This is a genomic window from Leucobacter viscericola, from assembly GCF_011299575.1.
Lineage (GTDB): Bacteria > Actinomycetota > Actinomycetes > Actinomycetales > Microbacteriaceae > Leucobacter > Leucobacter viscericola.
Genome location: NZ_CP049863.1, coordinates 1,332,782 through 1,346,619, shown reverse-complemented (window position 1 = coordinate 1,346,619; position 13,838 = coordinate 1,332,782). Strand labels below are relative to the sequence as shown.

Here is a 13,838-nt window from a genome sequence, read left to right as displayed (position 1 = left end):
CAACTGAAAGGAAACCATCACATGTTTGCAGTCACCACCAATGATGTACCGGGGTACCGAATCACGCAGGTCTTGGGTGAGGTCATGGGCCTCACTGTTCGCTCCGCCAACTTCGGCCAGAACTTCACCGCAGGCTTCCGCGCCCTCGGTGGCGGCGAGATGCCGGAGTACACAAAGGTCATCTACGAATCGCGCTGGGAAGTTATGAACCGCATGTGGGGCGAGGCGCAGGCCCGCGGCGCAAACGCGGTCGTCGCGATGCGATTCGACTCGGGATCGATTGGCAACTTCACCGAGTTCTGTGCCTACGGTACCGCCGTGGTTATCGAGCCAATCGCTGGAGAGGCACCGGCGAATCCGACTCAGCCACAGAGCTAGTTGCAATATTAGGGCCGCCTTCGGGCGGCCCTTTTTGTTGCCTGCCACCGACGGCTGAACTCGGATAGACATGGCTTATGGATAACCTGGCCCAACCAGACATCACGTGTCAACCCCCGTCACGCCTGCGGCGAACAATTCCCCGTGATCCCGAATCAACCCGTAGCCTTATTTCAACGGCGGTGCCCTATCCGTGCACGGGTACCGCAGGGAGGTAAAGATGTTCGAGAGATTCACTGACCGCGCTCGTCGCGTCGTCGTCCTCGCCCAAGAAGAGGCGAAGATGCTGAACCACAACTACATTGGCACCGAGCACATACTGCTTGGTCTCATTCACGAGGGTGAAGGCGTTGCCGCCAAGGCCCTTGAGCAGCTTGAAATCTCCCTTGACGCTGTACGTGCCCAGGTGACCGACATCATCGGCACCGGCCAGCAGCCGCCAGCGGGTCACATCCCCTTCACGCCGCGCGCGAAGAAGGTGCTGGAGCTCAGCCTGCGCGAAGCGCTGCAGCTTGGCCACAACTACATTGGCACGGAGCACATTCTGCTCGGTCTTATCCGCGAGGGTGAGGGCGTTGCAGCTCAGGTGCTCGTGAAGCTCGGTGCTGATCTCAACCGCGTACGCCAGACCGTGATCCAGCTGCTCTCCGGCTACCAAGCCGGTAAAGAGAGCGCGACCGTCGGTGCTCCCGAGGCGCAGGGCGAAGCTAAGGGATCGCAGGTGCTCGACCAGTTCGGTCGTAACCTGACCCAGGCCGCTCGCGAGGGCAAGCTTGACCCCGTTATCGGCCGCGAAAAAGAGGTCGAGCGGGTCATGCAGATCCTCTCGCGCCGCACCAAAAACAACCCCGTGCTGATCGGTGAGCCCGGCGTCGGTAAGACCGCCGTGGTCGAGGGCCTCGCACAGGCGATTGTGAAGGGTGAAGTTCCCGAGACGCTGAAGGACAAGCAGGTGTACGTGCTTGACCTGGGTTCGATGATCGCGGGTAGCCGTTACCGTGGTGACTTCGAGGAGCGCCTGAAGAAGGTCACCAAGGAGATTCGCAACCGCGGCGACATCATCATCTTCATCGATGAGATCCACACGCTCGTTGGTGCGGGTGCCGCAGAGGGCGCTATCGATGCGGCCAACATCCTGAAGCCGATGCTTGCTCGTGGTGAGCTGCAGACCATTGGTGCGACCACACTCGACGAGTACCGCAAGCACTTCGAGAAGGATGCCGCGCTCGAGCGCCGTTTCCAGTCGATCCAGGTCGCTGAGCCGTCGCTGCCGCACACCATCAACATCTTGAAGGGTCTGCGCGACCGCTACGAGGCGCACCACAAGGTATCAATCACCGACGGCGCCATCGTTGCTGCTGCCAACCTGGCCGATCGTTACGTGCAGGATCGCTTCCTGCCCGACAAGGCAATTGACCTGATCGACGAGGCCGGTGCACGTCTGCGACTCTCGATCCTGTCGAGCCCACCCGAGTTGCGCGAGTTCGACGAGAAGATCGCGGTTGTTCGCGCCGACAAAGAGATGGCGATCGAGCAGCAGGACTTTGAGGGCGCAGCTAACAAGCGCGACGAAGAGAAGAAACTGATTGCTGAGCGTCTGCGCCTCGAGAAGCAGTGGCGCTCGGGTGATGTCGAGACCAAGGCCGAGGTCGATGAGGGCCTGATCGCCGAGGTGCTTGCACAGGCGACCGGCATCCCCGTCTTCAAGCTCACTGAAGAAGAGACCAGCCGTCTCCGCTTCATGGAAGAGGCGCTGCACCAGCGTGTGATCGGGCAGAACGAGGCCATCTCGGCACTCGCGAAGACGATCCGCCGTCAGCGTGCAGGACTGAAGGATCCGAAGCGCCCCTCGGGCTCGTTCATCTTCGCCGGACCCACGGGTGTCGGCAAGACCGAGCTCGCGAAGGCACTCGCCGAGTTCTTGTTCGATGACGAGGACGCGCTGATCTCCCTCGACATGTCGGAGTACGGCGAGAAGCACACCGTGTCGCGCCTCTTCGGTGCGCCTCCCGGGTTCGTTGGCTTCGAAGAGGGTGGCCAGCTCACCGAGAAGGTACGCCGCAAGCCATTCTCCGTGGTGCTGTTCGACGAGATCGAGAAGGCTCACCCCGATATCTTCAACTCGCTGTTGCAGGTGCTCGAAGAGGGTCGCCTCACCGACGGCCAGGGTCGCGTGATCGACTTCAAGAACACCGTCATCATCATGACGACCAACCTCGGCTCGACCGCGATCGCTGGTGGCCCCGTCGGCTTCCAGATCGAGGGCGACAGCCAGATCGGTTACGACACGATGCGCGGCAAGGTGAACGAGGAGCTGAAGAAGCACTTCAAGCCCGAGTTCTTGAACCGTGTTGACGACACGATCGTGTTCCCGCAGCTCTCGAAGCCCGAACTGCTGCAGATCGTTGACCTCTTCGTGAAGCAGCTGAAGGACCGCCTGCTCGATCGCGACATGCACATTGAGGTGTCGCCCGCTGCGCGCGAGCGGCTCTCAGAGATCGGGTACGACCCGACACTCGGTGCCCGTCCGCTGCGCCGTGCGATCCAGCGCGAGATTGAGGATCGTCTCTCCGAGAAGATCCTCGGTGCTGAGCTGCTGGCGGGTGACACCGTAAAGGTTGATCTTGTTGATGGTGAGTTCACCTTCACAACCAACCGCAGCGCTGAAAAGGCTCACGGCGAGACCTCGGCTTCTGCCGCGGCTGCCGTCGCCTCGACCGCTGCTACACCGGGAGTCACTGAGTAGTTCTCTGCTAGACGGAATCGTGGGCCCATCGCTTCGGCGGTGGGCCCACGTTCGTTTTGGTGGCGACCAGCCGTGGGATTTCTGCAGAGGAAGGCTGCCATAAGCTTGAACGCATGAGTGACACCCCAGAGATTCAGATCCGCACCGCGCGCACAAGCGATGTGCCGCGCATGGTCGAGCTGATGGAACCTCTCGTTGCTCGACGCGTGTTACTTGGTAAAGACCTGGTCGACCTCTATGGGGCTGTACCCGAGTTTCTGGTGGCGACCACGGCCGATGACCGGGTTGTTGGCTACGGTGCCGTCCACGTGATGTGGGACAAACTCGGCGAGGTTCGCACCCTCGGTGTTTCCGAAGAGGTGCTCGGACGCGGGGTCGGGCGCAGGTTGTTGCAGGCGCTTGAGGCCCGAGCGGCCGACCTTGGGCTGACCCAGCTCTTCTGCCTGACCTTCGAGATCGACTTCTTCACCCGCAACGGGTTTGAAATCGTGAGCGAAAACACGTCGCTCGTGGCCGCCGATGTGTACACCGAGCTGTTGCGGTCGAGTGACGAGGGTGTCGCGGAGTTCCTGGACTTAGCCCGTGTAAAGCCAAACACCCTTGGCAACACGCGGATGCTGAAGCGCCTTTAGCGTCAGATCAAGGTTACGCTGGCGCTATGTCGACGCTGCGAGATCCCGTGGGCCCCAAAGACCGCAAGGTCTACATCAGGCGGAGAATTCTGGTGCTCGCCGGACTGCTCGCGGTGATCGCCGTGATTGTGCTCATCATCGTGAAGCCAGGATCGAGCGACACCCCAGACCAGGCCTCTGACGTCAAGGTGCCGTCGGACATCGCAACGACAACCGCCACTGACGATGCGAAGGCGAGCAAGGATCCGCAGCCCTGCAATTCCGCCCAGCTGCGAGTCAATGCGATCACGGATAAGTCCGATTACGCTGAGGGTGAGCTCCCAGAGATCTCACTCTCGGTCGAGAACACCGGGTCTAAAGCGTGCACGGCAGACCTGGGCACCGCCGGAATGCAATTCGTTATTTCCAGCGGCGACGATAAAGTGTGGAACTCCGTCGACTGCCAGACTGACCCCAAAAACACGGCGGTGATCCTCGACCCCGGCAAACCCGTTGAGAGCGAAGCCATCTCGTGGGATCGCACCCGCTCCAGTAAAGACACCTGCGATGTGAGCCGCGAGCCCGTTGTTGCTGGCGGTGCCACATATCACTTGCAGGCTACTGCCGCCGGTGTGACCGGTGCAGAGACGGCGCCGTTCATTCTGAACTAGGCATCTGCCATTCAGGGCAGCACAACAACTCCGCGATAGCTGGGATCACCCCAGCGCGTAACCAAGTCCACGCCGGTGAGCGGGATCGGCAGTGCAAACGTGTCCACCCACGTCTCGCCGTTCGGGTAGTGCACCCAGGGATCCGAGACGATCAAGTTGTCGCCAACCACATCGCTCGCGAGCACCCAATGTGGAGTCGGATCGGCGATCAGTTCCGTGAGATCAATGAGCAACAGCACCTGCGCGCCTGCCCGCACGAACTCCGCGATCTCTTCAACCTCGATCCAGCGCCGCTCAATCGGGATGCCCAACTCCTGCGCCTGCCGCAGGGATTCGCGTTGCAGGTCGGTGCGCAGCATGGTTTCAGCCTCGTCTGAGGCAAACTCCTCAAGCAGCACGGGCTCGTCGGTGCTGAGGATGACACGGGGGAGACCCGACAGCAGCGAGCCTCCCGACTTCGCGATCTCGACGGCTAGCGCGATCGGTTCGCAAGCAGGCAGGTTCGTTGCCTTACGCCAGAAGGTGATCTCGGCGGCCCGGTTTTCGGTGAGGCTGTGTGGATCGAAGCCCTTTGCCCCGAGCAACTCGAGCGCCATAAGCGAGGCGACAGCGCCGCAGGTGACCTCGGTCGTTTGGCCGTAGTAAGGTGCGAGGCGTGTTGGGCGCTCGTCGCGCCACCAGGTCCACGCTGCGACCTCGCTAGAGTCGCCGTCGCGAGTGCTGGGAATCGAGGGCACCGGTCGTGGTGCGGGGGAGAACCCCAGCACCTCAAGCTGGTCCCGATACCTTTGCGAGAGGGGCGCGATCTGCAGGTGCTCTTCAAAATGAACTACGAGCGGCACAGGGTGACTCGCATCCACGTCAGGCACGTCGTCCCTCGCCGCGTCAACAAGCGTGGCCCAGACAGCCAGTGCGGCAACGGGGTCGCCCGGGTTGGAGTCGTCAACAACGACCACATCCACGATCTTGCGGTAGGCGGTGTGCGGTCGCCCCACTGTGAGGACCGCACCGCGCACACTGCCACTGGCAGAAATATAGGCACGAGGTGTCCAGAGCTGCCGCTCCACCTCCCAGAGGGCACGTCGCTCGGGTGAGATTTTCGCTGCCAAATCCGCGGGTAGTGCCGCCTCGTGATGCAGCAATGTCTCGACCGTGAAGCTCTTGCTCATGTCCGTCCCTCTCTGTGCACGCTATCGTGCTCCGCCGCCGCCACAAGCAGCCTTGTGTACTCGTGCTCGGGGGCGCGCAGCACACGCTCGGTTGCGCCGCGCTCGACGATTTCACCGTTACGCAGCACGACAACGTTGTTTGCGATCCTCGCCACAACTCCAAGATCGTGGGTTATGAACAGCATCGCAAGCCCCAGCTCGTCACGCAGCCTGGCGAGCAGAGCAAGAATCTGTGCCTGCACCGAAACGTCCAGCGCCGAGACGCTCTCGTCGCAGATCAGCACGTCAGGGTTCGGGGCGAGTGCCCGAGCTATCGACACCCGCTGGCGCTGACCGCCCGAGAGCTGTGACGGACGCCGCATTGCCAGCGCAGGATCAAGCTCAACCAGCTCAAGGAGATCCTTCACGGTGCGTGTGCGGTCACTGCCCGCTCGCAGCGCCTCCTGAAGTGTCTGCCCGATGGTGAACGTTGGGTTGAGGGTCGAGTACGGATCCTGAAACACAATCTGGATCTGCCCGGGTTTACGCCCGCGCCGCCCGGCCGGAAGCTGCGCGCCGTGCAGCGTGACGGTGCCGGTGTCGGGAACTTCGAGCCCGGCAATCGAACGAGCAAGCGTCGACTTGCCCGATCCTGACTCCCCGACAATCGCGAGTACCTCGCCGGCTGCGACCTCAAGCGACGCATCGCTCAGCGCTGCGGTGGCACCGAACGATTTTGAGATGCCGGTGGCAACGAGGATCGGCGGGGTCGTTGCAGCTACCGCTGGCACAGCCGAGGCCGCGTCAGAGATTGAGGGGTTCGCTGCGATCAGGGCCCGCGTGTATTCGTGCTGCGGGTTCTGCAGCACCTCTGCCGAGGTACCCTGCTCGACGACCTCGCCGTTGCGCATCACGTACACACGGTCTGCTCGCCCCTCAATAACACCCAGGTCGTGGCTGATGAGGATCAGGCTCATGCGGTGAGCGAGCTGCAGACTGCGCAGCAAATCGAGCACCTCACCCTGGGTGCTCGCGTCGAGTGCGGTTGTGGGTTCGTCGGCGATGAGCAGTCGGGGTTCAGCGGCAAGTGCGGCCGCAATCGCCACCCGCTGTCGCATACCGCCCGAGAGCTCGGTCGGATACATCTTCGCCACGCGCGCTGGAAGTTGCACCTCGGCGAGCCGGCGCTCAACCTCCGCCTGAATGGCCGCGCGCCCGGGGGAGCGGCCGGTGCGCGCCTCGATCGTAAGCGCGATCTGCTCGCCGCAGCGCAGCACCGGGCTCAGACTGGTGAAGGGGTCCTGCAACAGCAGAACCGCCCGCCGCCCGCGAACCTCCCGCCACACCCCGGCCGACTGCTCTGAGAGATCGTAATCGAACCCGTCAATCGCGGCGCTCCCGGTCGCGCGCACGCCGCGGGGAAGCAGGCCTGTGATCGCGCGGGCTGTGAGCGACTTGCCCGATCCTGATTCACCGATTATCGCGAGCATCTCACCGGGCACAACCGTGGCATCAAACGGTTGCACGATGGTGCGTTCGTCACTGTCGACCTGGAGGCCGGTGACCCGCACTCCCTGTGCGTTCTGTGCGGTGTTCGCGTCTTTGAAGATCACTGCATGCCCCGCTCTCGCAGGCGCTCACCCAGGTGGTCGCCGAGCACGTTGATGGCCATGGCAACGAGCACAATGAGGATCGCTGGCACGACCATCATCGCGGGGTTGTCGCCCATGATGCCCCGGCCGTCCGTGATCTGGCGGCCCCAGTCGGGGGTGCCGGGTGCGACTCCAATGCCGAGGAAGGACAGGGACGACAGTGTGACCAGTGCGATAGCGAGGTTCAGCATGAAGTTGGTCATGATCAGCGGCCACACGTTCGGCACGGTGTGGCGGTACATGATCCGCGCGGGTGACAGCGATAGCATTTGAGCCGCTTCGACGTAGGGTCTCGGGGCCTGTTCAGTGACCCCCGCCCGCACAATACGAATGTCGGAGGGGGCAAAAAGCGCCACGAGCATAAACACGGTGACCCAGTACCCCGCCCCAAAAATACCCGCGACCACAATGGCAACAAGCATGACTGGGAGCGCGAGCAAGATATCGACCACACGCCCGACGGCCCAATCGACTGAGCCGCGCAGGTAACCAGCGAGTGTGCCGATGAGAATCGCGAGAACCATCGATCCAATGGCGATCACCACGGGGCCCGCGACGGCCGAGCCGGTACCGGCGAGGGTGACCATGAGTATGTCGCGACCGAGTTCATCGGTGCCGAGTGGATGCCCCGGAGAGCCCGGGGGAAGGAGCGAATCGAGAATGCTCTGATTGGTCGCGGCCTCCGTGAGAAACGGTGAGATAGCCGCCGTGATCGCCACGAGCGTTAGAAACACCGCCGAGACCATCACGCTCCAGTCTCGAGGTTTGCCCGGTGCGACCCGCACGCGATTGAGCAATGAAATCTGGGTCGTTTGTGAACTCATCCGACGAGCTCCCTCGCTCTGACTCGCGGATCGAGCAGCATGTAGCTCACGTCCACGAGAATGGTGATGATCGCGATGGCCGTCGCAACAAGGAGGGTGATGGCCTGCACCACCGGCAGATCCTTGAACAGCACGGCCTCCTCGAGCAGTTGCCCCAGACCCGGCAGCGCAAACACCGTTTCCACGATGATCGTGCCACCGATAATGAAGGTCAGAATGAGCCCGGCACTCGTGACAATCGGAATCAGTGCCCCGCGCAGCGCGATGCGCTGGATCTTTGCCTCGGCGATGCCGCGCGATCTGGCGAACGTGACGGCGTCACTCTCGAGTTCGCGCAGCACCGCAGCGCGGGTCATGCGCATCAGGATGGCGCCGATACCCGCGGCGAGAACCACGGAGGGCAGTACGAGGTGCAAGAACCGATCAAAGCCCTCGTCGCCCGCTCCGTAGGCGGGAAAAATGGGGATCAGAAGCGAAAACACCGAAATCGCTAGAATGGCAAGGGCAAAGCTCGGCGCTGACAGCCCAAAGAGCGAAACCGCGCTCGCCGCACGGTCGATGCGCTTGCCCGCGCGCGCAGCACTCAAAATGCCCAGCGGCACGGCCGAGACCAGGGCCAACACGAACGAGAAGCCGATGAGTTCGGCGGTGACCCCGATCCTGCTCTCGATGACCTTGGTGACCGGCTGTTGGAGCCGGATTGAAACCCCAAAATCGCCGCGCAGGGCAGAAAACAGCCAGTCGAGATAGCGAACGAAAAAGGGGTCATCGAGATGGTACTGAGCGCGGATTGCCTCGATGGCCGCGGGTGTGCTCGGGCGATTGCCGAGGAGATTCTTCACAAGGTCTCCCGGCGCAAGGTAGAGCAGCGTGAAAGAGAGGAATGAGATCACGAGCAGGATCAACACGACGCTGGCAATGCGCAGCGTGAGCGTTCTCGTGAGGCGATGACCGACCCTCACCGTTCGGGCTACTTCACTTCAGCGGCGAAGAGCTTTGCTCCCCATACACCGGTGAAGGTGTAGGGGCTGTAGTCGGTGACGCCGACGGTGTTCGAGAACGCCGTGAGCGACTTGCCCCACCAGATCGGTGCGTTCACCGTTTCGTTGGCATTGAGGGTTTCCAGCTCGATGAGCTTCTGGGCCCGCTCCTTGGGATCAACGAGGGCGTTTGCCTCGGCGATGAGGTTTGTGGCCTCGTCGCTCTTAAAGGCGTTCGGGTTGTCGGCTCCGAGAAGGTAGCCGTTCACCTCTGCCGGATCACCCGTCGTCGAGAAGTACCACATGAATCCGAGCCCGTGTTTGCCATCACCGATGGTGGCGAGCCACTCTTCGATCGGTACCTCTTTGACGGTCACCTCCATGCCGATCTTCTTGAGGTTCTCTGCGATCGCCTGGGCGGCGATCCCGAGCTGCGGACCCGTGTTCGGATAGGTCAGCTCAGTCTTGAGCCCCTTGGCGTCGGTGCCCGCCAGGAGCTTCTTCGCCGCGTCGAGGTCGAAGTCATGCTGCGGTACTTTCGCGAGCTCCTTACGGGCTTCCTTGCCGTCGTACGCCGCCGAAAGTGACTCGGGCGTCATGATCGCGGTCGCCTTCTCGCCGTACCCGCGGAGCAGCTTGTCTGCGATTGCATCGCGGTCGATGCTCTCAGCGATAGCGGTGCGAACATCGACGTTATCGAACGGCTTCACGTTCTGATCAAAGAGCAGCCCAACATACGAGAGATCGTTGAGCGCCTCGAGGCGCATGCCATCGATCTTGCTCCACTCGGCAGCCTGATTGATGGGCACATTGAACGCAATATCGATGTCGCCCTTCTTGGCGGCCGCGAGTCGAGTGTTTGCATCCGGAATGAAGTTGACCCGGATCGACTTGGCCTTTGGCACTCCACCCCACCAGGTGTCGACGCGCTCCAGGGTGACGTGTGAATCAGGCTGGAACTCAGTGACCTTGTAGGGGCCGGTGCCGAGGATCAGCGAGTCGCTCGTGCCGATGTTTCCCTTGTGCGCCTCCCAGAACTTCTGCTGTGTGATGACCACCGCGCCAGCGTTGGAGAGACCAACAAGGAACGTCGCGTCGGGAGTTTTGCTCTTCACCGTCACTTCATCGTCGCCGGTCTTCTCGACCGAGGCGAGGTTCGTTAGGTAGTAGTAGATGCCGGGTGAGGCCTCGGGATCCGCTGCCTGTTTGATGCTGAAGACCACGTCGTCTGCGGTGACCGGATCCCCGTTCTGGAACCTGGCGTCTTTGCGCAGTTTGAACACGAAGGTGGAGTCGTCTGGTGTCGTCCAGGACTCAGCGATCGCGGGAACCACTTTTCCGCTGGAGTCCTGCCCAACAAGCCCCTCCTGCACCGTTGCAGCGAGGTTGTAGTTCAGGATGCCGCTCTCTTGTCCGATGTACAGGTTGGCCAGTGATCCAGGAAAAGCCACTGTGACCTGATCAATGTCCTTGCCCGTGTCGACCAGCTTGACGTCTGGAGCCGCGTCACCGCCAGATGAGCCGGAGGTGGCGCAGCCTGTGAGTACAAGCGCGGCCGTTGCGACGAGCGCGGCGGCGGTGCCGATGCGTCGTCGCAGAGAACGAGACAGAACCTTCTGCATGTGGGTTCACTCCTTTGTGAAATTGGGTGAGCTGTGGTCAGCGTATTACAGCGCGAGAAACCGCGGGGGATTCTTTTGACACCAAACGTAACGATTTCGCAAAGGCGACCATTATCGCAAGCTAGCTGAGAGTACCCAGAAACCCGTTCAAAAAAGGTGATGCGCAACCTTGATGATGGGGTCTATCTTGAACCCATGGACAAGAAACATGCAAAAGATACCGGGATCCGTGTTGAGGTTCTGCAGGGCACTGGGGAGTCGGTCGCCCTCGATGAACTTGTCAACGATTTCTTACACGGCGACGTGAACGGTGCGCTGCACGCGCTTCACGAGCCACACTCAGAGAGCAAACCGGAGGCGCCAGGGGCGCCGAAGTTAGCCTAACCCTCGTCCGCGATCTCTTCGAGACGCAGGGCGAACCACAGTTCGGAGCGGTCATCGGCATCTGCCAGTGATCGCTCCGTAAGTCGTTCAATGCGGGTCAGTCGATCCCGAAGGGTGTTCCGGTGAATGCCCAGCGCGGTGGCAGCTGGCCCGCGCTGCCCATCAGCCTGAAAGACGGCAGACATGGTCTCGCGCAGCATGTGGCGTTCGTGCTCTGCGAGTTCTGAACTCGCAAGTGAGAGCGGGCCGAGAACATGCGCGCCGAGCGCCCTGCGCCGAGATCCTTCCTCGGTTCCCTGAGGGTCTCCCATGCTGAGCAACGCGTCGAGCAGCGGCGTATCGCGATCCGCCCAGATCACCACTGGTGTTCGGGGAGCGGTATAGAGCGGAGCCGTCACCGAGAGGGACCGCAGTCGAGTGCTGGCGGATCGGTAACTCAGTGCGGTGTTCGTGACAGGTGCGGATCGCCCAACCACCGCGTCGAGCTGATGGTTTGCAGCCACTTTGAGTGCTCCCTCGACCGCCGCATCCGTGTCGGCACACAGCTGCCAGGCCAGGGCCAGGCCGGCCGCTCGCGGTGGAGACTGTGAAGCCGCGATGAGCCGGTCGAGCCCGCTGCGGGGCCGGTGGCGCCACGCAGAGATGTCTTCGGCAGTGCCCTGCACGGCAATTGCGCGAACCAGGGCTGGCAGCTGAAGGGAAGGGTTCAGGATCGCCAGACTGTGGGGCTGCTCGCGACCACTCAGCAATCCCGCGGTAAACCGCTCCCAGCGCTCGCGCTCGCGGGTCTCCTCGAGACGGTCACCGCGAAGCCCCATGCCGAGCACCATGGATCCCGCGGCGATGACCGAGCGGCCCTCTGGGGAGAGCGGTGTATCGCCAACAACCGCGAGCCGCAGCGAGCCCTCGGCATCGAGCGAGATGTACTCGGTGCCGACACTATCGCGCACGCTCGCGAAGCCCCCAGTACTCGCGAGCACGGTGTTGTCTGAGCCGAGGAGGCCAAGCTGGCGCCCCGTTACCTGGGCGATGTTGGCCAAGACCTCGGCCGGATCCTGGTCTCCCCGCGAGCGATCGAGCAGCCTCTGCTGCGCCCGCAGGGCGCCACGGGCAGCCCGCAGCTCATCAGCGCGCATGAGCTCAGCGATGGCCTTGCTCACGGCGATAAACGGCACCGGCAGTGGCACCTCGAAGAGGGCTACCCGGTAGACGCTGGCGGCGCTCACGAGCGGAGCGGGAACCCTGTCGTGGTTGACGCCGATCCCGAACCCGATGCCCGCGACCCGGGCCCTGCTGAGAACCGCGACGAAGTCGCGCCAGCGGGGATCGTCGGCCTCGAGCGTGAGCCCTGTGGTGAGTATGATTTCGCCACCCTCAAGGTACTCGCTGAGATCGAGCAGCTCTGTCGTTGACACCCAGCTGAGCTCGGGATCACCCGGCCCAGATTGAAGCAGGCGGAGCCCAAGATCGGGCAGAGCCAGCAGCTGAGAAAGGGCGACCATGAGGCAATTCTTGCACAGCCTTCTCTGCTGGCTCTATGCAAGGACGGCTCGGGGGATGTCGGTGGGTGTCCGTAGACTGGCGGAAGCAAACGAGTTGGAGGAACCCCCGTGAGCCCAGAAGCAAGTACAGCGCAGACACGTCCGGTCGGGGCGATGAGCGGTATCCGCGTCGCCGATTTCTCGCGGGTGCTCGCGGGCCCACACGCCACGATGATCCTCGCGGATCTTGGTGCAGACGTGATCAAGATTGAGAGCCCCGAGGGTGACGGGACGCGGCAGTGGAGCCCGCCCGTCAACGCCGTGGGGCAGAGCACCTACTTTGCCGGCGTCAATCGCGGTAAGCGCTCAGTCGTGTGCGATCTGCGAGACGCTGAGGGGCTCGCCCGTGCCGCCGAGATCGCGCGCACCGCTGATGTGGTGATCGAGAACTTCAAGCCGGGCACCATGGAGAAGTTCGGGCTCGGTTACGAAGAACTGGCCGCGCAAAATCCCGGTGTTATCTACTGCTCAATTTCGGGTTTCGGCGACGCTGCCGGTAAAGATCTGCCGGGTTATGACCTGTTGGTGCAGGCCGTCGGTGGTCTCATGAGTATCACCGGTGAGCAGGGCGGCGAACCCATGAAGGTCGGTGTTGCGCTGGTAGATATTCTCACCGGCCTGAACTCGGTCATTGGAATCCAGGCCGCACTGCGGGCCCGCGATACTCCTGAACTGCCAACGGCCGGCCGCGGGCAGCACGTTAAGGTCACACTGCTGACCTCGTTGCTGTCGGCCCTGGCGAATCAGGCCTCCTCAACGCTGGAAACCGGGGTCTCGCCGACCCGCATGGGTAATGCTCACCCCTCGATCTCGCCCTACGAAACGCTCGACGCCTCAGATCAGCCGATCGCACTCGCGGTAGGAACAGACGGGCAGTTTGCGCGGTTGTGCGAAGTTCTCGGGGTCGCCGAGTTGGCTCAGGATCCGCGATTCGTCACGAACCCTGAGCGCGTTGCAAACAGGGTCGCGCTGCGGGCCGCCCTTGAGGTGCCGCTGCGTTCGCGCACGGCCGAGGAGTGGATCACAGCGTTCACCGCATCGAACATTCCCGCTGGCCGGGTCAATTCCATCGGGCAAGCGATTGAACTGGCCGAGTCTCTTGGGCTTGGTGTCATTGCGGAGACCCCCGCGATCGCACCCGACGGAACAACAAAAACGCTGCGCTCCATCGCCACCCCGATCGATTTTTCGCTCACTCCGCCGCACTATCAAGCCCCTCCGCCAGGCGTGGGTGAGCACCAGGGTGCCACCTGGCTGCCGCGCTAGCTGAACCCAATCTCA

12 protein-coding genes are annotated in these 13,838 nt (G+C 62.5%); 6 read left to right on the top strand and 6 right to left on the bottom strand.

Annotated elements, in window-relative coordinates:
* Positions 1-21: 21 nt before the first annotated feature.
* From G7068_RS06180 to G7068_RS06165, 4 genes are all read left to right on the top strand, one after another.
* Positions 22-378 (top strand): YbjQ family protein, encoded by a 357-nt coding sequence (locus G7068_RS06180; protein WP_166290291.1) that lies wholly within the window; start codon positions 22-24, stop codon positions 376-378.
* Between the two features lie 220 nt (positions 379-598).
* The gene (locus tag G7068_RS06175) at positions 599-3,124 is read left to right on the top strand and encodes an ATP-dependent Clp protease ATP-binding subunit (RefSeq protein WP_166290289.1); all 2,526 of its coding nucleotides are present in this window, start codon (positions 599-601) and stop codon (positions 3,122-3,124) included.
* A 113-nt stretch (positions 3,125-3,237) separates the two neighbouring features.
* Entirely contained in the window at positions 3,238-3,756 is a 519-nt protein-coding gene (locus tag G7068_RS06170; RefSeq protein WP_166290287.1) for an amino-acid N-acetyltransferase, read from the top strand.
* Positions 3,757-3,782: 26 nt separating this feature from the next.
* Positions 3,783-4,406, top strand: a complete 624-nt coding sequence (locus G7068_RS06165) for a DUF4232 domain-containing protein (protein WP_166290285.1) — start codon at positions 3,783-3,785, stop codon at positions 4,404-4,406.
* Positions 4,407-4,417: 11 nt separating this feature from the next.
* On the opposite strand, the gene G7068_RS06160 is transcribed toward G7068_RS06165, so the two are convergent.
* Genes G7068_RS06160 through G7068_RS06140 form a run of 5 tightly spaced genes read right to left on the bottom strand, consistent with a single transcriptional unit; the run spans position 4,418 to position 10,632 of the window.
* Positions 4,418-5,575, bottom strand: coding sequence for a peptidase C39 family protein (locus G7068_RS06160; RefSeq protein WP_166290283.1), 1,158 nt, complete (start codon positions 5,573-5,575; stop codon positions 4,418-4,420).
* Positions 5,572-7,167, bottom strand: a complete 1,596-nt coding sequence (locus tag G7068_RS06155) for an ATP-binding cassette domain-containing protein (RefSeq protein WP_244304726.1) — start codon at positions 7,165-7,167, stop codon at positions 5,572-5,574. Before G7068_RS06155 ends, G7068_RS06160 begins: the two co-directional genes overlap by 4 nt.
* Entirely contained in the window at positions 7,164-8,030 is an 867-nt protein-coding gene (locus G7068_RS06150) for an ABC transporter permease (RefSeq protein ID WP_166290281.1), read from the bottom strand. Before G7068_RS06150 ends, G7068_RS06155 begins: the two co-directional genes overlap by 4 nt.
* Complete coding sequence (locus G7068_RS06145; protein ID WP_166290279.1) at positions 8,027-8,992, bottom strand: ABC transporter permease; 966 nt, start codon at positions 8,990-8,992, stop codon at positions 8,027-8,029. The genes G7068_RS06150 and G7068_RS06145 overlap by 4 nt, the downstream gene beginning before the upstream one ends.
* A gap of 8 nt (positions 8,993-9,000) precedes the next feature.
* Positions 9,001-10,632, bottom strand: coding sequence for an ABC transporter substrate-binding protein (locus G7068_RS06140; RefSeq protein ID WP_166290277.1), 1,632 nt, complete (start codon positions 10,630-10,632; stop codon positions 9,001-9,003).
* Positions 10,633-10,827: 195 nt separating this feature from the next.
* Between G7068_RS06140 and G7068_RS06135 the strand changes: the two genes are divergently transcribed.
* On the top strand, positions 10,828-11,016 hold the full coding sequence (locus tag G7068_RS06135) for a hypothetical protein (RefSeq protein WP_166290275.1): 189 nt from the start codon (positions 10,828-10,830) through the stop codon (positions 11,014-11,016).
* On the opposite strand, the gene G7068_RS06130 is transcribed toward G7068_RS06135, so the two are convergent.
* Complete coding sequence (locus tag G7068_RS06130; RefSeq protein WP_166290273.1) at positions 11,013-12,518, bottom strand: PucR family transcriptional regulator; 1,506 nt, start codon at positions 12,516-12,518, stop codon at positions 11,013-11,015. The two genes, G7068_RS06135 and G7068_RS06130, sit on opposite strands and share 4 nt — an antisense overlap.
* A 153-nt stretch (positions 12,519-12,671) precedes the next feature.
* Between G7068_RS06130 and G7068_RS06125 the strand changes: the two genes are divergently transcribed.
* On the top strand, positions 12,672-13,823 hold the full coding sequence (locus G7068_RS06125; protein ID WP_166293031.1) for a CaiB/BaiF CoA transferase family protein: 1,152 nt from the start codon (positions 12,672-12,674) through the stop codon (positions 13,821-13,823).
* The last annotated feature ends 15 nt before the right edge of the window (positions 13,824-13,838 follow it).

Excerpts from the sequence above, each read along its gene's own strand:
- G7068_RS06180 (WP_166290291.1), top strand. The coding sequence starts at position 22 with ATGTTTGCAGTCACCACCAATGATGTACCGGGGTACCGAATCACGCAG.
- G7068_RS06175 (WP_166290289.1), top strand. The coding sequence starts at position 599 with ATGTTCGAGAGATTCACTGACCGCGCTCGTCGCGTCGTCGTCCTCGCC.
- G7068_RS06170 (WP_166290287.1), top strand. The coding sequence starts at position 3,238 with ATGAGTGACACCCCAGAGATTCAGATCCGCACCGCGCGCACAAGCGAT.
- G7068_RS06165 (WP_166290285.1), top strand. The coding sequence starts at position 3,783 with ATGTCGACGCTGCGAGATCCCGTGGGCCCCAAAGACCGCAAGGTCTAC.
- G7068_RS06160 (WP_166290283.1), bottom strand. The coding sequence starts at position 5,575 with ATGAGCAAGAGCTTCACGGTCGAGACATTGCTGCATCACGAGGCGGCA.
- G7068_RS06150 (WP_166290281.1), bottom strand. The coding sequence starts at position 8,030 with ATGAGTTCACAAACGACCCAGATTTCATTGCTCAATCGCGTGCGGGTC.
- G7068_RS06140 (WP_166290277.1), bottom strand. The coding sequence starts at position 10,632 with ATGCAGAAGGTTCTGTCTCGTTCTCTGCGACGACGCATCGGCACCGCC.
- G7068_RS06135 (WP_166290275.1), top strand. The coding sequence starts at position 10,828 with ATGGACAAGAAACATGCAAAAGATACCGGGATCCGTGTTGAGGTTCTG.
- G7068_RS06130 (WP_166290273.1), bottom strand. The coding sequence starts at position 12,518 with ATGGTCGCCCTTTCTCAGCTGCTGGCTCTGCCCGATCTTGGGCTCCGC.
- G7068_RS06125 (WP_166293031.1), top strand. The coding sequence starts at position 12,672 with ATGAGCGGTATCCGCGTCGCCGATTTCTCGCGGGTGCTCGCGGGCCCA.